The sequence below is a fragment of the Thiohalobacter sp. IOR34 genome (assembly GCF_030406045.1).
Classification (GTDB): domain Bacteria; phylum Pseudomonadota; class Gammaproteobacteria; order Thiohalobacterales; family Thiohalobacteraceae.
Genome location: NZ_CP128988.1, coordinates 1,106,632 through 1,125,368, shown reverse-complemented (window position 1 = coordinate 1,125,368; position 18,737 = coordinate 1,106,632). Strand labels below are relative to the sequence as shown.

The window sequence follows — 18,737 nt, the reverse complement described above, 5'->3', positions numbered from 1 at the left end:
AGCTCCGCGTCGCTAGGACCTGTTCACAGCCCTAGGACAGACTGATACGCAGCGCCGCTGCGGTCGGCAAGGGGGTGAGCACCAGTGCCAGCAGCAAAAACGCACCCAACATATACAACTGGCCGTCGACCGGCAAACCGGCCGTGGCACCCTGCACGGCATTGCTGGCAAAGATCAGTACCGGCACGTACAGCGGCAGCACCAGCAGCGACAGCAGCACCCCACCGCGGCGCAGGCCGACGGTGAGCGCCACACCGATGGCCCCGACCAGGCTCAGCACCGGGGTCCCGAGCGCCAGGGTGATCATCAGGATCCAGGTCGCCTCGGCGGACAGGCCGAGCAGCACCGCCAGCAGCGGCGCCATCACCAGCAGCGGCAAACCGGTCACCAGCCAGTGGGCGATGACCTTGGCCAGCACCAGCACCGACAGAGGGTGCGGGCTGAGGACCAGCTGTTCCAGCGTGCCGTCGTCGAAGTCGGAACGGAAGATGCCGTCCAGCGAGAGCATCGCCGCGAGCAGCGCCGCCACCCAGATCACGCCGGGTCCCATCGACTGCAGCAAGCGGGCATCGGCACCCACCCCCAGCGGGAACAGGGTCACCACCAGAAGGAAGAAGAACAGCGGATTGATCGCCTCCGCACGCCGCCGGTAGGTCAGCACCAGATCGCGGCGCAGCAGGCTGGCGAAGGCCCGTGACAGTGACAGCTCATTCATGCCGACAGGTCGATCCGTTGCAGCGCCACATCGTTCAGGCGCACCTCGTGATGGGCGGTCACCACCAGCATGCCGCCGGCAGCCACGTGTTCCTCCAGCAGCCGTTCGAACAGGGCGATCCCGTGCCGGTCGAGGGCCGTGAAGGGCTCGTCGAGGATCCACAGCCGGGCCTCGGTCACCAGCAGCCGCGCCAGGGCCACCCGGCGCCGCTGTCCCGCCGACAGGCTGTGTGCCGGGGTGTCCTCGTAACCCGGCAGCACCACCCGTTCCAGCGCCTCCTCCAGCGACATGCCACTGGGCCGCCCGAGCGCACAGGCCATCTGCAGATTCTCCAGCACCGTAAGATCCCGTTTGATGCCGTCCAGATGGCCGATGTAGGCGACCTCGCCGTGGTATTCGGCAAGCTGATTGCCGATTGGTTCCCCAGCCCAGAGAATTTCGCCCTCGTCGGCCTCGCGGATACCGCAGAGCACCCGCAGCAGGGTGGTCTTGCCGCTGCCGTTGCGGCCCTCGACCAGCAGTGCCTGGTGCGGGCACAGCTCGAAATCCAGCCCCTGGAACAGCAGCCGCTCGTTGCGCATGCAGCTGACGCCCCTGGCTGACAGGCAAATCTCGGAATTCGACATCGGTCTCGAATGGCCTCGGCGGACAGGCCTCAGGCGGGTTTGGTCGGTAGATCCATGGCCGGCATCATACCGGAAAGCGTCGCCCCCGGCAGCCCGTCTCCGCGCAAACCGCCCGCTGCCAGCGGGAAGGCGGCCCTGCCTTGACGCCGATCAAGAATCACACAAGGATCAGACGCTTATTCTTCGACCCTGAGCAGGATGCGGCGGCGGATCGCGGCTTCTTCCGCCGCGGAGATCAGACCGTCGTCGAGCAGTTCCTGGAGGACCCTGAGCTGGCGCAGGCGGCGGACGGACAGCGCCTCGCCACCCCCTGCTTTCCCCGAACCTGCCACCGGTGCCCGGGGACTGGCCGTCTTCCGCGCGGATGGCGGCGAAACCGGCGCCTGACGCTCGCATTCCAGCCTTGCCTGCAGCCCTTGACCGATGTCCTCCAGGGTGACGCGGTGCCGCCAGGGGCGGCAGTCCGGATGGCGCAGTTCGATCACCCCGTACCAGGAGAGGCGCTCGTCGGGATAGTCGTTGGGGTAGATCGCCCGTTCAGGGATGCTGAGGGGCGTGACACCCAGACGGCCACCGATGGCGTGGACCTCGGCACCCGGCGGTTCGGACTCGACGAGCAGCCGATGCAGCTTCAAGCCGTCAGCAGCGACGGCAAGCGGCGCCGCAAGCAGCAGGCCGGCGGCGAACAGCGGACGAAAAAACTCAGAAGGCCGCATCGAAACCGAAGAGGATGTAGTTTTCCTTGCTCAGGTGGCCGGTGTAGTAGCTGCCGGTCCGGGACTGTTCATCCAGGAAGTCGATGTTGGCCTCGGCCACGCCCTTGACGTTGCGCATGAAATAGTAGCTGGCGGTCAGCGACAGGCTGTTGATGTCGATACCCTCATAGATGGTGTCGGTATTAGCCAGATCACCCGCATCGGCATAGTTGTAGAGCGCGGAAAAGGCCCAGCGGTCATTGGCGATGTAGTCGAGGCCGAGGAAGCCGCCCTGCCACTGGTAGTTCCGTCCCTGGCTGAGGAACCCGTCCCACTCGTTCCACAGATACTGGCCGAACCAGTAGGCCTTGCCGGCGATCACCCCGGACAGATCGAGCCCATAGGCCCGCTTGTCGGTATTGCGGCTGCCGCTGTCGAGACCCGCCGCCCCGGTGGCGTTGCGCTGCTTGCCGGACAGGCCGAACAGCCCCAGCCGCACCGGTCCCAGCTCGCCACCGATGCGACCGAACAGGGTCTTGGAATTGTCGTTGTCGAACATCTTGTCCGGCCGGCGATAGCCCGGGCTGTTGATGTTCAGGTTGTCCTCGATGCCGTTGCCGTTGACCAGGCCGAGTGCCAGGTCGATGGGCCCCAGGCCGCGGTCGAAGAGCACGCCCCGGTCATAGGTGATGCCGGCCATGCGATAGGCCATGAAGTCCTGGAACGAAAGTCGTGTCTCGCGGGCGAACATCAGGTCGGAGACCTGGAACTGACCCAGCATCATGCCGACGCCACTGCCGAAGATATCGTCATGGCGGAACCAGGCGTCCTCCACGATCACCTGGCCGTTGCCGCCCTTCTCCGCCAGGATGCCGTAGAAATAGTAGCTGATGTGATCGCTGAGCGGCGCACTGGACAACAGCTTGATCAGATAGGGCGACTGGAAATCCGTGCTGGCATTCTCGCTGACGCCGGTCAGGGGATCGATGGATCGACCGTCACGCGCCTGAACATAGGCCTGGGCGCGCACCGCCAGCGGCGGATAGGGCGGCAGTGCCAGCCGCTCGTCGCCGGTCTTGACGGTGTTGTCCTTCCAGTTCGGCAGCCGCATGTTGCTGTCACGGAAATGCTCACCAAACTTGTTCAGCCGCGGAAAGGCGGCATGGCAGGCGGCACAGCTCAGGCTGTACTTGCGGGCGAATTCCGGCATGGCGGAGACCGGGGACGCCCAGAACTGTATCCCCAGGCCGATGAACAACAGCCGGCTCGCAATACGACGCAGATCCCATTGAACCATCGAAGCTCTCCTTCGGCCGCCCTGCCGTCCCGGTCAGCCTATACCATTGGCGAAGAGAAAGGCAACGGTCTGACTGACATAGCACCTAGCCCGGATATTGCACCAAGGCGGCCCGCATCGGAGTGCAGACTGACATACAAGGCCGGGAGGCTCGCAAAAGGCTCCTCACGGCGGGGTACGGTTTGTGGCAGGCTCCGTGGGCCGGGGTGGCAGGATGGCGGGTACCCCTTGCGCCTCGATCGCGGCGGGCAATGCCCGGGGTCAATCGAACAGGCACAAAGCCGGGTTACGAGTTCCCGACCCATTTGCCAGTCTGCACGCCGATCATGCGGGCCGCCTTGCAATATCCGCTAGCCCGCATATTGCACGAAGGCGGCCTTGAATGCGTAATTTATCCGGTATTTATCAAGGCAGTGATTCCCTCTGCGAGCGATTGTGCCCTGTTACGGTTTGTGCCTATTCGATCTCAGAAAGCATCTGGCTGCGCATCCTGGCCGATCCCTCTTGAACCCTAGCTACGGCTATGCTTCTGCGGGTGATCGACCAACCTGCTTTGCCAGCTCCGCCCTGGGCATCGAATCCTTGGTGCAACATCCAGGCTAGCGATCAAAAGAATCGTTGGCACGGGATACCATTTTTTTCGTACCATTTGGACGCATGATCAGGAAAACCGCTTTCATCACCGGCACGAGCTCCGGCTTCGGCCATGGGCTCGCGCAGCATCTGCTCGAAAACGGCTGGTCGGTGTACGGCTGCAGCCGCCGCGGATGCGACCTGTCCGGCATACATGACCTGCGCTGCGACCTCACCGACTTCGCTGCCCTGCCCGGGGCACTGCAAGGCCTGCTCGGTGGGCTGGAGGCGCTTGATCTCGTGATCCTCAACGCCGGCGTCCTGGGTGAAATCCGCAGACTGGTCGAGACGCCGCTCGAGAGCCTCCGGCAGATCATGGAGGTGAACCTCTGGGCCAATAAAGCCGTCATGGACTGGCTGCATGGCTGGGGCCGGCCGCTGGGCCAGGTGGTCATGATCTCCTCCGGCGCCGCCGTGCTGGGCAACAAGGGCTGGGGTGGATACGCCCTGTCCAAGGCAGCGCTGAACATGCTGGCGAAGCTCTACGCCCACGAGTTTCCGGACACCCACATCAGCGCGCTGGCGCCCGGCATCATCGACACGCCGATGATGGACCACCTGTGCGAGGACGCCGACGCCGAGGCCTTCCCGGCACTGCAGCGGTTGCGCCAGGCACGCGGCACCGAGGTCATGCCCGGGCCGCTCGAGGCCGCCACACGACTCGTCTCGGTCCTTCCCGAGCTGAAGAAGTACCCCAGCGGCAGCTTCGTCGATATCCGCCAGATCCTCGACCCCGACGGCTACGCCAGCTTGTACGGCCGCTAGCCCGGATATTGCATCGGTACCCCGGATGATGGCGTGGCTGGGCCCGCCGGGAATCGCGGCCTGGAGGCCGCTCCTACGGGGCATGGCGGCACCCTGGCAGGAGCGGCCTCCAGGCCGCGATTGGCGTGGCGTCAACAGGCCCAGGAGTCTGTCGGACCAGGGACTGATCTACTGCGCCGGCGGGAGAACGGCGCGAATCTCCCCGATTTCTCGTTGCGTAGTGCCTACGATGCGCCTCGAAATCGTGGAGATTCGCGCCGTTCTCCCACCCTGCTCGTTATGATCGCCTGAGTCCGACAGGCTAGCCCGGATGAACATACACAAGAATGCCCGTTTGACGCCGCGTGGTCGAGAGCTCCTGGTGCGCAGGAACCCCGAAGAAGGCCTGCGCCCGGTAGAAACAGCCCAAGCCTGCGGCGTGAGTGTGCGCACCACTTACAAATGGCTGAAGCGATATCGCAAAGAGGGCTGGGCGAGTCTACAAGACCGCAACTCTCGGCCCCATCGGTGACCTCGCCAATACAGCCTCCAAGTCCACCAGCGCATTGTCGCCTTGCGACGCAAGCGTAAAACCTATCGCCAGATATGTCAGTTAGTGGGGATTCCCCATAGCACCATCGGGCGCATACTGACTCGGGCGAATACCCAATAAATCAAAACCAATAAGCACTACTTTTCCGCTCAGTCCTTTTTATTGAAAATTTGGAAAAACTTTGAAGACCATATTAACCCGGCATTACGCCAACTAAACCATTGGGTGGCTCTTCCTTTTTTCCCTTATATATATCTTGTCTTGATAGGTTTTCCTGATATTGGCCTGTCCTTTTTTTCTTCTCTCTAAATATTCTTCTACATTAAAGTGATGGAGTTCGAAGTCATTAACGGGTTCTTTCCTCGCAATCACAGATATCCACCATTTAAACGGCTTTGATTTTTTGTCCGGGGATGGGTCAAAATCCCAGATTATTGGTTTGAAACCGCACTTTTTCAGTAAAAATTCAAGGCATTCCTGTGTCATTAAAAAAGGATGCCATAATGATTCGCCACCTCTTGCCAACGGATTGTTTATCTGAATATAAACGTATCCTCCATCAGACAGGTTGCGATTTGCACCCTTTAATATTTCAACCGGATCGGTGAAATTAATCAGAGATGATGCAAAACAAATTATGTCATAAACATTTCCGGCGTTTTCTTGAAAGAAAATATCAGCATCACTTCCGACATGTTCAATGCCTGATTCTTTCAGGACTGCAATTGCCTGTTCCCCGGGTTCTATCGCATGTGTTATGCATCCATATTGCTTTTTCAGCTCTGTGAGTAAATACCCATACCCAGAACCGACATCAAGAATTTTTGTTTTTTCATTTATGCTGATATTTTCCGATACCATACCGGAGTGGTAAATTGCTTTGTTATGAGCACGACCTTTTTTTAAGCTGATTTTTTTGAGTTTATTTTTATTAATGTCAAATTCGCTCCAGAAAAAATATTTGTATATATTGACGTAGCCATCTTTTTTGATTGGTGGATTTAAAAATTTTAGTCCGCAACGCCTGCACAAACTATATTCCAGCTTGTGCTCATTAAATTCTATATTTCCATCGGGATGGAACTCCCTTTCCAAGCAAAGCGGGCATTGCTCAAATCGCTTTTCAAATATTATTTTTGGTTTCTCGTCAAGAAACTTTGTAGTGTCCATGATCTTCCGTACTTTTATTTGTCGGTGTCCCCGATCTGAGCTCATCCTGCGTGGAGCCAGGTGACTTCCTTGATCGGAGCTAGCACGAGACTTATGAAAAAGGGCATTTATTCTTTCCATACCCTTCGCCATATTGTTCCGCAATGAATTGATCAGGAACTTTTTATACAAATGCACACCACTGCCCCGTTAACATAAGCGTATAGGAAGAATAAACACCCTTTTTGCCCAAGTCCAGCAACCGCTGGCCAAGCAAAAGAGGGCAGGTCTCACCGTAAGCTTCCCCGAATTTCAGACGCATTGACCTGGGCCGGCGTCGTCTTCGTGGCGTTCGTCATCGATGTCTTCGCACGTCGCATTGTCGGCTTGCGAGTAGCGAGGTTCATTAGTGCTGGATGCGCTGGAGCAGGCGCTGTGGTCACAGACTGGGACTGAGGGGCTGATCCATCACAGTGACCGGGCAGCTAGCCCGGATATTGCACCAAGGATTCGATTCTCAGGGCGGAGCTGGCAAAGCAGCTTGGTCGATCACCCGCAGAAGTATAGCCGTAGCCAGGGTTCAAGGGGGATCGGCCAGGATGCGCAGCCAGATGCGTTCTGAGATCGAATAGGCACAAAGTGTACCCCGCTACGAGGGCCTATTTGCGAGCCTCCTGGCCTTGTATACCAGCCTGCACTCCGATCATGCGCGCCGCCTTGGTGCAATATCCGGGCTGGCAGCCTGTCGAACGTAGCAGGCTGCTAGCTGCATATTGTATCGGGACCCCGGATGATGGCGTGGCTGGGCGCGCCGGGGATCGCGGCCTGGAGGCCGCTCCTACGGGGCATGGCGGCACCCTGGCAGGAGCGGCAATCTCCCGCATAGGAGGCTGCCGGATTCAGCCCGTGCAATAAAAAACGGCTCGCAGAAGAACCTGCAAGCCGTTGTTTTGAAGAAATTTGGTAGCGGGGGCAGGATTTGAACCTGCGACCTTCGGGTTATGAGCCCGACGAGCTGCCAGACTGCTCCACCCCGCATCAGGAGTTGGGCATTCTAATGAATGCCCCGGGGCTTTGCAAGACCCTGAGGAAGTTTTTTTATCCCTTTGATTTTCTAGGGCTTGGCAGTCCGGCCAGGCAGGGGGGGCGAAGCGGTCAGCCGAGACGCATGGCTTCCAGGCAGGCCAGCATCAACCCGCCCGGGAAGAGGCCGAGCAGCAGCACGGCCAGCGCATTGATGCTGAGCGCCACCTGCATCTCGGCGTTGGCAGCCAGCGGCCGGTCGTCCTCGGGGACATCGAAATACATCAGCTTGACGACCCGCAGATAGTAGAAGGCGCCGATGATGGAGAAGAACACGGCGACCAGCGCCAGCCACAGCATGTCGACATCGATCACCGCCTCCAGCACCAGCAGCTTGGCATAGAAACCGACCGTCGGCGGCACCCCGGCCATGGAGAACATCAGCAGCAGCATCATGAAGGCGAACCAGGGATTGCGCGCATTCAGCCCCTTGAAGTCCTCCAGACGCTCGGCCTCGAAGCCGGCACGGCTCAACAGGATCACCATGCCGAAGCCGCCGGCCGCCATGATGGCGTAGGTGATGGCGTAGAACAGTGCCGCACCATAGCCGGCCTGGTTGCCGGAGAGGATACCGAGCAGCAGGAAGCCGACGTGGGAGATGGTCGAGTAGGCCAGCATGCGCTTGATGTTGCTCTGGGCGATGGCCACCAGGTTGCCCAGCGCCAGCGACAGCACGGCCAGCACCGCCAGCATGCCGCTCCAGTCGGCCTGCAGGGCACCCAGCGACTCGGCCAGCAGGCGCATGGCCATGGCGAAGGCGGCGATCTTGGGCGCGCTGCCGATGTACAGGGTGACGCAGGTCGGTGCCCCCTGGTAGACGTCGGGGATCCACATGTGGAAAGGCACCGCACCCAGCTTGAAGGCCAGCCCGAGGATGATGAAGGACAGGGCGAAGATCAGCGGCAAGCTGATCTCGGACATGGCCGCGATCCGCTCCGCCACCACCCCGATCTCCAGACTGCCGGTGACGCCGTAGACGATGGACATGCCATAGAGCAGCAGACCGGAGGCCAGGGCGCCGAGCACGAAGTACTTCATCGCCGCCTCGGATGCCGCCGGCGAGTCGCGGTTGAAGGCGACCAGGGCATAGAGCGACAGCGCCAGCAGCTCCAGCCCGAGGTAGAGAGTGAGCAGGCTGTAAGCGGAGATCATGATCATCATGCCCAGGGTGCCGAACAGGCCGAGGACATAGTACTCACCCTTGAACAGGGCCCGATCGCGCAGGTAGTCACGGCTGTAGGCGAACACCGCGAACACCACCAGCAGCACGAAGCTCTTGGCCAGGGTCGCCATCGGATCGGAGACATAGCTGCCGGACAGTGTGACCAGGCGCTCGTCGCTGCCACCCAGCACGTTCAGCAGCAGCGCCCCGAACAGGGTCAGCTGTGCCAGGGCATAGGTGAGGATGCGGTTGCGGTCGCTGATGAACAGGTCCAGGACCAGCACCAGACAGGCCATGCCGAGGACGAAGATCTCCGGGGCCAGGGGTGCAAAATCGGCTATCACAGGGTTCATCGGTCAGACTCTTAGAGTTTCGATACCGTGACGTGGGCCAGCAGATTCTGCAGCGTAGCCTGCATCACGTCGATCAATGGGGCCGGCCACAGGCCAAGCAGCAGCACCGCCACGGCCAGCGATCCGAGGATGAAGAATTCACGTGGATTGATGTCCTGCAACGCGGCCACCTGTTCGTTGGCCACGGCACCGAACACCACCCGCTTGACCAGCCACAGGCTGTAGGCCGCACCGAGGATCAGGGTGGTGCCGGCCAGGAAGGCATACCAGAAATTGCCCTTGAAACTGGCCAGGATGACCATGAATTCGCCGATGAAGCCGGAGGTGCCCGGCAGCCCCGAATTGGACATGGCGAACAGCACCATGAAGGCGGCAAACACCGGCATGGTGTTCACCACCCCACCATAGTCGGCGATCTGGCGGCTGTGCATGCGATCGTAGAGCACGCCGACGCAGAGGAACAGGGCGGCAGAGATGAAGCCGTGGGAGACCATCTGCACCATGCCGCCCTCCAGGCCGAGCACCGCACCCTGGGTGTCGCCGGTGTTCTCGATGATCGAGAACAGCAGGAAAAAGCCGAGGGTGGCGAAGCCCATGTGGGCGATGGAGGAATAGGCGATCAGCTTCTTCATGTCCTGCTGGACCACGGCGACGAAGCCGATGTAGACCACCGCGATCAGCGACATGCCGATGATCAGCCAGTCGAGCTCATGACTGGCATCCGGTGTGATGGGCAGGCTGAAGCGCAGGAAGCCGTAGCCGCCGATCTTCAGCATGATGGCCGCCAGGATCACCGAGCCGCCGGTGGGCGCCTCGACATGTGCGTCGGGCAACCAGGTGTGAACCGGCCACATTGGCACCTTGACGGCAAAGGCGAGCAGGAAGGCGAGGAAGATCAGGATCTGCTCGGTCATGCCCAGCTTCAGAGTGTGGAAGTCGAGAATGCCGAAGCTGTCCGACTGGTAGTGCATGTAGATCAGCGCCACCAGCATGAATACCGAACCGAAGAAGGTGTAGAGGAAGAACTTGATGGTGGCATAGACCCGTCGTGGCCCGCCCCAGATGCCGATGATCAGGAACATCGGGATCAGCATGCCCTCCCAGAAGACATAGAACAGCATGGCGTCCAGCGCTGCGAAGACGCCGATCATCAGCCCCTCCATGATCAGGAAGGCGGCCATGTACTGGGCGGTGCGGGTCTTGATCACCTCCCAGCCGGCCAGCACCACCAGCACGGTGGTGAAGGTGGTGAGCAGGATCAGCGGCATGGAGATGCCATCCACGCCGAGGTGGTAATTGATGCCGAAGGCCTCGATCCAGGGTGTCAGCTCCTGGAACTGCATGGCGGCGGTGCTGCTATCGAAGGCGGTGTACAGCGGGATGCTGAGCAGGAAGCTGAGCACCGAGACGATCAGTGCAATGCTCCGCCCGCCCCAGGGCTCGCGATCGCCCGCGGCCAGCACGGCGATTCCGCCGAAGATCGGCAGCCAGATCAGCAGACTGAGGATGGGCAATTCAAGCGGCATGAACGAATCCTTGGGTTCTCTTCACTATCCCGCCCTAGCGCAGGAACAGGGTCCAGCTCAGCAAGGCGAGCAGGCCGAAGATCATGGCAAAGGCATAATGATACAGATAACCGGTCTGCAGCTGGCGTGCCACCACCGCCACCAGGCCGACCAGCCGCGCACTGCCGTTGACGATCAGACCGTCGATCAACAGGCGGTCGCCCAGATGCCAGAGCACATGGCCGATACCCCGGGTACCGCCGGCGAACACCCGCTGATTGAATTCATCGGCGTAGTACTTGTTGACCAGCAGCCGGTACAGGGGGCCGGCCTTCTGCGCTGCCAGATCGGCCAGCGACGGGCGGACCAGATACACATACCAGGCGGTGAGCACGCCCGCTGCCGCCAGATAGACGGCCGGCCCGCCGAAGGCATGGGTCACGAAGCCGAGCACGCCGTGGAAGTCCTCGCCGATCGCGGCCAGCACGTCATGCTCCGGCAACACCAGGATGACATCCTTGAAATAGTCGCCGAACAGCACCGGTTCGATCAGGTAGCCGGCCAGCACCGAGGGGATGGCGAGCAGCACCAGCGGCAGAGTGACCACCCAGGGCGATTCACGCAGGTGCTCGCGGGTGTGCGCATCCATCCGCGGCGTGCCGTGGAACACCAGGAAATACATGCGGAAGCTGTACAGGGCAGTGACGAACACGCCGCCCAGCACGGCCGCATAGGCCAGGCCAGAGCCAGGCAGCTGGGAATGGTGCACCGCCTCGATGATGCTGTCCTTGGAGAAGAAGCCGGCGAAGAAGGGGGTGCCGATCAGCGCCAGGGAGCCGATCAGGCTGGTGATCCAGGTGATCGGCATGTACTTGCGCAGGCCGCCCATGTTGCGGATGTCCTGGTCATGGTGCATGGCGATGATCACCGAACCGGCACCGAGGAACAGCAGGGCCTTGAAGAAGGCATGGGTCATCAGGTGGAAGATGCCGGCGGCATAGGCCGAGGCGCCGAGGGCCACGGTCATGTAGCCAAGCTGGGACAGCGTCGAGTAGGCGATGACCCGCTTGATGTCGTTCTGCACCAGGCCCAGCAGCCCCATGAAGAAGGCGGTGATGGCACCGATCACCATGACGAAGCTGAGCGCGGTCTCCGACAGCTCGTACAGGGGTGACATGCGCGCCACCATGAAGATGCCGGCGGTAACCATGGTCGCGGCATGGATCAGCGCCGAGATCGGCGTCGGGCCTTCCATGGAATCGGGCAGCCAGACATGCAGCGGCACCTGGGCCGACTTGCCCATGGCGCCGATGAACAACAGGATGCCGATCAGCGTCATCAGCGACCAGCTCTGGCCGGGGATGACCTCGACCTGCAGATCCTTGAGTGCCGGCGCGGCGGCGAACACGTCCCAGTAGTCGAGGCTGTTGAAATACATCAGCACCGCGGCGATGCCGAGCAGGAAGCCGAAGTCGCCGACCCTGTTGACCAGGAAGGCCTTGAGGTTGGCGAAGATGGCGCTGGGCCGCTGGTACCAGAAGCCGATCAGCAGATAGGACACCAACCCGACCGCCTCCCAGCCGAAGAACAGCTGCAGGAAGTTGTTGGACATCACCAGCATCAGCATGGAGAAGGTGAACAGCGCGATATAGCTGAAGAAGCGTTGGTAGCCCGGATCGTCGTGCATGTAACCGATGGTGTAGATATGCACCATCAGCGAGACGAAGCTGACCACCGTCATCATCAGCACGGTGAGATTGTCGATCAGGAAGCCGATCTCGAAGCGGATGCCGTCGGCCACCATCCAGGTGTAGACCGAATCATTGTAGATCGCCGCCCCGTCCAGCAGGTGATGCTTGAAGACCAGCAGCGACAGCAGGAAGGCGATACCGACACCGGCGATGGTCACCCGGTGCGACCAGGTGCGGCCCAGCCACCTGCCGAACAGGCCGGCGAGGATGGCGCCGAACAGCGGTGCCAGCGGTATGGCGAGATAGATGTTTTCCATATCGCTTACCCCTTCAGGCTGTCGAGGTCTTCGACATTGATCGTCCGGCGGTTGCGGAACAGCACCACCAGGATGGCCAGGCCGATGGCCGCCTCGGCCGCCGCCACGGTGAGGATGAAGAATACGAACACCTGGCCGGCCGTGTCACCGAGGAAATGCGAGAAGGCGATGAAATTGGTATTCACCGCCAGCAGCATCAGCTCGATGGCCATCAGCAGAACGATGACATTCTTGCGGTTGAGGAAGATGCCGGCAATGCTGAGGCCGAAGAGGATGGCCCCCAGTACCAGATAGTCGGTCAGCCCGATCATGATGAGCCCTCCCCGGCATCCGCCTTCTCGGCCGCCATCTTCACCACCCGCAGGCGGTCCTCGGGGCGGACCGCGATCTGCTGCGAGGGCGTCTGGTATTTGGTTCCCGGGCGCCGGCGCAGGGTCAGGGCGATGGCGGCGATGATCGCCACCAGCAGGATCACCGAGGCGATCTCGAAGGCATAGACATAGTCGGTGTAGAGCACGCTGCCCAGCTCACGGGTATTGCTGTAGTCGGGCCCATGGCCGGCGGGTGCCGGCATCTCGCTGAACACCCGGGAGGTCACCACCAGGATCATCTCCAGCAGCATCAGTGCGGCCACCGGCAGCGCCACCGGCAGGTAGCGCACGAAACCCTCGCGCAGCGGCGCCAGGTTGATGTCCAGCATCATCACCACGAACAGGAACAGCACCATCACCGCGCCGACATAGACCAGCACCAGGGTGATGGCCAGGAACTCCGCCTCCAGCAGCAGCCAGAGGGCGGCACAGCTGAAGAAGGCGAGCACCAGATGCAGCACGGCATACACCGGGTTGCGCACGGTGATCACCCGCCCTGCCGCGAACAGCAGGATGGCGGCAAACACGTAAAAGACCAGTTTCTCGAATGTCATAACGGTGCTCGTGTCTCAATCCGGTGCGCCGCGACGGCGCCTGTCCTGCTCATCGATAGATGGCATCCGCCGCCCGGTCCGCGGCGATCTGCGCCTCCTGGCGCTCGCCGATGGCCAGCAGCTTCTCCTTGGTCATGATCTGTTCGCCACGGTTCTCGAAATGGTATTCATAGATCCGCGTCTCGACGATGGAATCCACCGGGCAGGACTCCTCGCAGAAGCCGCAGAAGATGCACTTGAACAGGTCGATCTCATAGCGGGTGGTGCGCCGCGTGCCGTCCTCGCGTGGCTCCGACTCGATGGAAATGGCCAGCGCCGGACAGGTCACCTCGCACAGCTTGCAGGCGATGCAGCGCTCCTCGCCGTTGGGGTAGCGGCGCAGTGCATGCAGACCGCGGAAGCGCGGCGACTGCGGGGTCTTCTCCTCCGGGTACTGGACGGTGATCTTGCGCGCGAACAGGTATCTGCCGGTCACCCGCAACCCCTGGATCAGCTCCCACAGGAGCAGGCTCTTGAAATACTGTTTTATCGCTTGCATGGCATCGCTCCCCGGCCGCCTCAGTCGAACCACGGGCCGACATCGGCCATGATCGCCACGCCCTCCACCACCAGCCAGACGATGGTGATGGGGATGAACACCTTCCAGCCCAGACGCATGATCTGATCGTAGCGATAGCGCGGGAAGGTGGCGCGGAACCACAGGAAGAAGAACAGGAAGAAGGCGATCTTGGCCACGAACCAGAACAGGCTCGGCTCGCCGATCACCGGCAGCGGCGCGAAGGGCGACAGCCAGCCGCCGGCGAACATCAGCGAGGTGAGCGCCGCGATCAGGATCATGTTGGCGTATTCGGCCAGGAAGAACACGGCGAAGGTCATGCCCGAATACTCGACATGGAAACCGGCGACGATCTCCGACTCACCCTCGGCCACGTCGAAGGGGGCACGGTTGGTCTCAGCCACCCCGGAGATGAAATAGACCAGGAACAGCGGGAACAGCGGCAACCAGAACCAGTGCAGGATACTGCCCTGCTGGGCCTGGACGATGTCGTTGAAGTTCAGGCTGCCGCCGGCCATCAGCACGCCGACCAGGGCGAAGCCCATGGCGATCTCGTAGGCGATGATCTGCGCCGCGGAACGCATGGCGCCGAGGAAGGCATACTTGGAGTTGGTGGCCCAGCCGGCGATGATCACCCCGTAGACCCCGACCGAGGTCAGGGCCAGCACATAGAGCAGGCCGGCATCGATGTCGGCCAGCACCAGGCCATCAGCGAAGGGGATCACCGCCCATGCCGCCAGGGCCGGGCCGATGGACAGCATGGGCGCGATCACGAACAGGAAGCGGTTGGCATTGGTGGGGACGATGATCTCCTTCATCATCAGCTTCACCGCATCGGCGATCGGCTGCAGCCAGCCGCGCGGTCCCACCCGGTTCGGCCCGATGCGCACCTGCATGTAGCCGATGATCTTGCGCTCGGCAAAGGTCAGATAGGCGACGCCGATCATCAGCGGCGCCACGATGGCGATGATCTTGACCAGTATCCAGGCGACTTCGATCACTGTGTCCAACATAAGGTTCTGCGTTCCCCTAGCTGTGGCCGCCTCAGCGCGCCAGCCCTGCCCGGCCGTAGGCGCTGCCCAGGGCCTCGCTGCCCGCCGCCGCGGACGGGATCCATACCGCACCCGGCGCCACCCGCGGGTCGATGACCAGTTCCAGATCGGCGCCGGCCGCGCCCTGGCTCACCCGCACCCGTCCGCCATCGGCCAGGCCGAGCCGTTCGGCATCGGCCGGATGAAGATGGACCCGTGCCGGCCCGCCGTCGGCCGCTGCCTGCAGGGCCGGCGCCCGCCGCACCAGGGCGTCGACGGCGTAGATGGCCGGCTCGCCGATCCGTTCCAGGCCCTCGCCCTCCCCCGCCTGCGTCTCCGCCAGGCGGGCCGGCATCGCCGGCAGTGCCGGGGCGAGATCGCCGAGACGCCCGCGCAACTCGTCGCGCACCTCCTGCGAGGACATGTAGCTGAAACCGGACACGTCCAGCAGGTTGCCGAGCACCCGCAGCACCTTCCAGCCGGGACGCACCTCGCCGGGCGGCGGCACCGCGCCGGCGAAGCTCTGCCAGCAGCCCTCGGCATTGACATAGGTACCGGAGGTCTCGGCGAAGGTTGCCACCGGCAGCAGCACGCTGGCGACCTGGCGCAACTCGTCGCTGACGAAGGATGTCAGTGCGGCGACGAAGGGGGCCTGCCCGAGGGCCGACATGGCCGCAGACGGATCGGCAAAGTCGGCCTGTGGCTCACAGCCGAACAGCAGGTAGCCGGCCAGCGGATCGGCCAGCATCTGCCCGACATCGAGACCTTCCGTGCTGCGTCCTGCTCCACCGGCAGTACGATGCGGCAGCACCCCCGCCAGCCAGCCCCCGGCGGCATTGGCGCCGTCACTGAGCTGACCCATCCGCAGCCCGGCCCGTTCGGCGATGAACAGCGCCAGGGCGCGCAGGGTGGCGGCTGCCGGGTGCATGGCCGCACCCAGGCCGAGCAGCAGGCTGCCCCGCTCGGCCCCGAGCAGCGCCTCGGCCATGGCCCGATGGGTCTCACCCGCCTCGGCATCGCCGAGCAGACCGGCGAGGGCGGCGGGGATCTCGCCGTCCCTGGCATCGGCCACGGCCCGGGCCACGGCGGCCAGTTCGGCCACCATCTGCGAGGGACGGACGATGGCCTTGTGGGCCAGGCGGAAATGGAAGTCATAATCGACCGGGTTGACGGCCATCAGGGTGGCGCCGGCCAGCCAGGCCTTGCGCAAGCGGTGACCGGCGATCGGCTGGTCCTTGCGGATGTTGCTGCCGATGAGCAGCACGCAATCGAGCCGCTCCAGATCCTCGATCGTCTGCCCCAGCCAGGGGAACGGGGCCGCGGCCTGCTGGTCGCTGAAGTCGGTCTGCCGCAGACGGTGATCGAGATTGGCGCAGCCAATGCCCTCGGCCAGGCCGTTCAGCAGATGCATCTCCTCCAGGGTCGCCGAAGGCGAGGCCAGCAGGCCGAGCTGCCCACCGCCGATCGCCTTGATCCCTTCGGCCACTGCCGTCAGCGCCCGGTCCCAGTCGACCTCGCGCCACTCGCCGCCTTCCTTGAGCATCGGCACGGTCAGCCGTTCGCGGCTGGACAGCCCCTGGTAGCTGAAGCGGTCACGGTCCGCCAGCCAGACCTCGTTGACGCTCTCGTTGTCGCGCGGCACGGCGCGCAACACCTGGCCGCGGCGGCTGTGCAGATAGAGGTTGGAGCCGATGCAGTCGTGCGGCGCGATGGCCGGATGCCGGGTCAGCTCCCAGGGACGGGCCCGGAAACGGGAAGGCTTGGCGGTCAGGGCACCGACCGGGCAGACGTCGATCACATTGCCCGACATCTCCGAACCGATGGCCTGGCCGACATAGGTACCGATGCGGGTATTCTCGCCGCGGCCCATGCCGCCCAATTCCTTGTGGCCTGCGATATGCTCCAGGAAGCGCACGCAGCGCGTGCAGTGGATGCAGCGCGTCATCTCGGTGGCGATCAAGGGCCCGATGTCCTCATCCGCCACCACCCGCTTGGCCTCGGCGAAGCGCGACAGGTCACGCCCGTATCCCACGGACAGGTCCTGCAGCTCGCACTCGCCGCCCTGGTCGCAGATCGGGCAGTCCAGGGGATGGTTGATGAGCAGAAACTCCATCACCGACTTCTGCGCCTCGCGGGCATAGTCGGATTCGGTCCACACCTTCATGCCGTCCATCAGCGGCGTGGCGCAGGCCGGCAGCGGCTTGGGCGCCTTCTCCACCTCGACCAGGCACATGCGGCAGTTGGCGGCGATGGGCAGTTTCTTGTGATAGCAGAAACGCGGGATGGGGATGCCGTTCTCGTCGGCAACCTCGATCAGCATCTGCCCCTTGCGGGCCGGATACGCCTGGCCGTTGATCTCGACGGTGATCTGGTCCTCGGCCGGAATCTCTGGCTTGGCGCTCATGCCGCCACCCCCGCACCGACAGTGCCGTCGACCATGGACCGCTTGTGCTCGATGAAGTAGCGGAACTCGTGGCCGAAGTGCTTGAGGAAGCTCTGCACCGGCCAGGCGGCGGCGTCGCCGAAGGCACAGATGGTGCGGCCCTCGATCTGGCCGGCGGCGGCTTCCAGCAGTTCCATGTCTTCGGGACGCCCCTCGCCCTCGGCGATGCGCTTGATCACCCGGTACATCCAGCCGGTGCCCTCGCGGCAGGGCGTGCACTGGCCGCAGGATTCAGCGTAGTAGAAACGCGCCAGCCGCAGCAGTGCCCGAACCATGCAGGTGGAGTCGTCCATCACGATCAGCCCGCCGGAGCCGAGCGCGGAACCTGCCTGGCACAATGAATCGTAATCCATGGTGCACTGCATGATCACCTCGGCCGGCATCACCGGCATGGAGCATCCGCCGGGGATCACCGCCTTGAGTTCATGGCCGTCGCGCACCCCGCCGGCCATCTCCAGCAGTTCCGGGAAGGGCGTGCCGAGCGGGATCTCGTAGTTGCCGGGTTTGTTGACGTGGCCGGACACGGAGAAGATCTTCTCGCCGCCGTTGTTCGGCTTGCCGAGGTTCAGGAACCACTCGCCGCCGTTGCGCATGATGGCCGGCACCGAGGCCAGGCTCTCGGTGTTGTTGATGGTGGTCGGCTTGCCATAGAGGCCGAAGTTGGCCGGGAACGGCGGCTTGAAGCGCGGCTGGCCCTTCTTGCCTTCCAGCGAATTGAGCAGCGCGGTTTCCTCGCCGCAGATGTAGGCGCCGGCGCCGAGGTGCGAGTAGAGATCGAAATCGACCCCGGAACCGAGGATGTTCTTGCCCAGCAGCCCGGCATCATAGGCCTCCCTGAGCGCACCCTCGAAGCGCTCGAAGGGCTCGTGGTGGAACTCGCCACGCATGTAGTTGTAACCGACGGTGGCGCCGATGGCATAACCGGCGATGGCCATGCCCTCGATCAGGGCGTGGGGGTTGAAGCGCAGGATGTCGCGGTCCTTGCAGGTGCCAGGCTCGGACTCGTCGGAGTTGCAGACGATGTACTTCTGTACCGGGGCATTGCGCGGCATGAAGCTCCACTTCAGGCCGGTGGAGAAACCGGCACCACCGCGGCCGCGCAGGGCGGACTTCTTCACCTCTTCGATGATGTCCTCCGGCGGCGTCTTCTCTTCGAGGATCTTCTTCCACGCCTGGTAGCCGCCCACCTTGAGATAGGTCTCCAGGGTCCAGGGCTGCTCGTACTGCAGGGTGGTGAAACAGACTTGGTTGACCATCGG

Annotated in this window: 17 protein-coding genes, 1 tRNA gene and 1 pseudogene; 4 read left to right on the top strand and 15 right to left on the bottom strand. The window is 62.6% G+C overall.

Annotated elements, in window-relative coordinates; genetic code table 11:
* Window positions 1-31: 31 nt before the first annotated feature.
* The 4 genes from ccmB to QVG61_RS05195 form a co-directional block, all read right to left on the bottom strand.
* On the bottom strand, window positions 32-706 hold the full coding sequence (gene ccmB / locus QVG61_RS05210) for a heme exporter protein CcmB (protein WP_354671208.1): 675 nt from the start codon (window positions 704-706) through the stop codon (window positions 32-34).
* A gap of 5 nt (window positions 707-711) precedes the next feature.
* Window positions 712-1,296: a cytochrome c biogenesis heme-transporting ATPase CcmA gene (ccmA, locus tag QVG61_RS05205; protein WP_289932286.1), complete on the bottom strand. Its 585-nt coding sequence runs from the start codon at window positions 1,294-1,296 to the stop codon at window positions 712-714.
* 221 nt (window positions 1,297-1,517) lie between these two features.
* Window positions 1,518-2,057: a hypothetical protein gene (locus tag QVG61_RS05200; protein WP_289932285.1), complete on the bottom strand. Its 540-nt coding sequence runs from the start codon at window positions 2,055-2,057 to the stop codon at window positions 1,518-1,520.
* Complete coding sequence (locus QVG61_RS05195) at window positions 2,044-3,333, bottom strand: hypothetical protein (protein ID WP_289932284.1); 1,290 nt, start codon at window positions 3,331-3,333, stop codon at window positions 2,044-2,046. Before QVG61_RS05195 ends, QVG61_RS05200 begins: the two co-directional genes overlap by 14 nt.
* Window positions 3,334-3,990: 657 nt before the next feature.
* Between QVG61_RS05195 and QVG61_RS05190 the strand changes: the two genes are divergently transcribed.
* The 3 genes from QVG61_RS05190 to QVG61_RS13645 all read left to right on the top strand — a co-directional run bounded on the left by QVG61_RS05190 (window position 3,991) and on the right by QVG61_RS13645 (window position 5,383).
* Entirely contained in the window at window positions 3,991-4,731 is a 741-nt protein-coding gene (locus QVG61_RS05190) for an SDR family NAD(P)-dependent oxidoreductase (protein WP_289932283.1), read from the top strand.
* 310 nt (window positions 4,732-5,041) lie between these two features.
* Entirely contained in the window at window positions 5,042-5,242 is a 201-nt protein-coding gene (locus QVG61_RS13650) for a leucine zipper domain-containing protein (RefSeq protein WP_354671187.1), read from the top strand.
* A gap of 42 nt (window positions 5,243-5,284) precedes the next feature.
* Window positions 5,285-5,383, top strand: a complete 99-nt coding sequence (locus tag QVG61_RS13645) for a hypothetical protein (protein WP_354671186.1) — start codon at window positions 5,285-5,287, stop codon at window positions 5,381-5,383.
* 93 nt (window positions 5,384-5,476) lie between these two features.
* Here the strand turns inward: QVG61_RS13645 and QVG61_RS05185 are convergent, their stop codons facing one another.
* Window positions 5,477-6,433, bottom strand: a complete 957-nt coding sequence (locus tag QVG61_RS05185) for a methyltransferase domain-containing protein (RefSeq protein WP_289932282.1) — start codon at window positions 6,431-6,433, stop codon at window positions 5,477-5,479.
* 303 nt (window positions 6,434-6,736) lie between these two features.
* Here QVG61_RS05185 and QVG61_RS05180 point away from each other — a divergent pair.
* Window positions 6,737-6,893: pseudogene (locus QVG61_RS05180) on the top strand (IS3 family transposase); the annotation flags it as partial.
* A 480-nt stretch (window positions 6,894-7,373) separates the two neighbouring features.
* Here the strand turns inward: QVG61_RS05180 and QVG61_RS05175 are convergent.
* The 10 genes from QVG61_RS05175 to nuoF form a co-directional block, all read right to left on the bottom strand.
* Window positions 7,374-7,450 (bottom strand) — tRNA-Met (locus tag QVG61_RS05175).
* A gap of 117 nt (window positions 7,451-7,567) precedes the next feature.
* Window positions 7,568-9,010, bottom strand: coding sequence for an NADH-quinone oxidoreductase subunit NuoN (gene nuoN, locus QVG61_RS05170; protein WP_289932281.1), 1,443 nt, complete (start codon window positions 9,008-9,010; stop codon window positions 7,568-7,570).
* A gap of 11 nt (window positions 9,011-9,021) precedes the next feature.
* Window positions 9,022-10,536 (bottom strand): NADH-quinone oxidoreductase subunit M, encoded by a 1,515-nt coding sequence (locus QVG61_RS05165; protein WP_289932280.1) that lies wholly within the window; start codon window positions 10,534-10,536, stop codon window positions 9,022-9,024.
* A 34-nt stretch (window positions 10,537-10,570) separates the two neighbouring features.
* Window positions 10,571-12,523 (bottom strand): NADH-quinone oxidoreductase subunit L, encoded by a 1,953-nt coding sequence (gene nuoL / locus QVG61_RS05160; RefSeq protein WP_289932279.1) that lies wholly within the window; start codon window positions 12,521-12,523, stop codon window positions 10,571-10,573.
* 5 nt (window positions 12,524-12,528) lie between these two features.
* Window positions 12,529-12,834, bottom strand: coding sequence for an NADH-quinone oxidoreductase subunit NuoK (gene nuoK, locus QVG61_RS05155; protein ID WP_289932278.1), 306 nt, complete (start codon window positions 12,832-12,834; stop codon window positions 12,529-12,531).
* Window positions 12,831-13,448 (bottom strand): NADH-quinone oxidoreductase subunit J, encoded by a 618-nt coding sequence (locus QVG61_RS05150; RefSeq protein ID WP_289932277.1) that lies wholly within the window; start codon window positions 13,446-13,448, stop codon window positions 12,831-12,833. The genes nuoK and QVG61_RS05150 overlap by 4 nt, the downstream gene beginning before the upstream one ends.
* Window positions 13,449-13,497: 49 nt before the next feature.
* A complete protein-coding gene (nuoI, locus tag QVG61_RS05145; protein ID WP_289932276.1) occupies window positions 13,498-13,986 on the bottom strand; it encodes an NADH-quinone oxidoreductase subunit NuoI in 489 nt (162 codons plus the stop codon).
* A gap of 20 nt (window positions 13,987-14,006) precedes the next feature.
* Window positions 14,007-15,017: an NADH-quinone oxidoreductase subunit NuoH gene (gene nuoH, locus QVG61_RS05140; protein WP_289932275.1), complete on the bottom strand. Its 1,011-nt coding sequence runs from the start codon at window positions 15,015-15,017 to the stop codon at window positions 14,007-14,009.
* 31 nt (window positions 15,018-15,048) lie between these two features.
* Window positions 15,049-17,439 carry an NADH-quinone oxidoreductase subunit NuoG gene (gene nuoG / locus QVG61_RS05135; RefSeq protein WP_289932274.1) on the bottom strand — a complete coding sequence of 797 codons (2,391 nt, stop codon included), beginning with the start codon at window positions 17,437-17,439 and terminating at the stop codon, window positions 15,049-15,051.
* Complete coding sequence (gene nuoF / locus QVG61_RS05130; RefSeq protein WP_289932273.1) at window positions 17,436-18,734, bottom strand: NADH-quinone oxidoreductase subunit NuoF; 1,299 nt, start codon at window positions 18,732-18,734, stop codon at window positions 17,436-17,438. Before nuoF ends, nuoG begins: the two co-directional genes overlap by 4 nt.
* Window positions 18,735-18,737 lie beyond the last annotated feature (3 nt).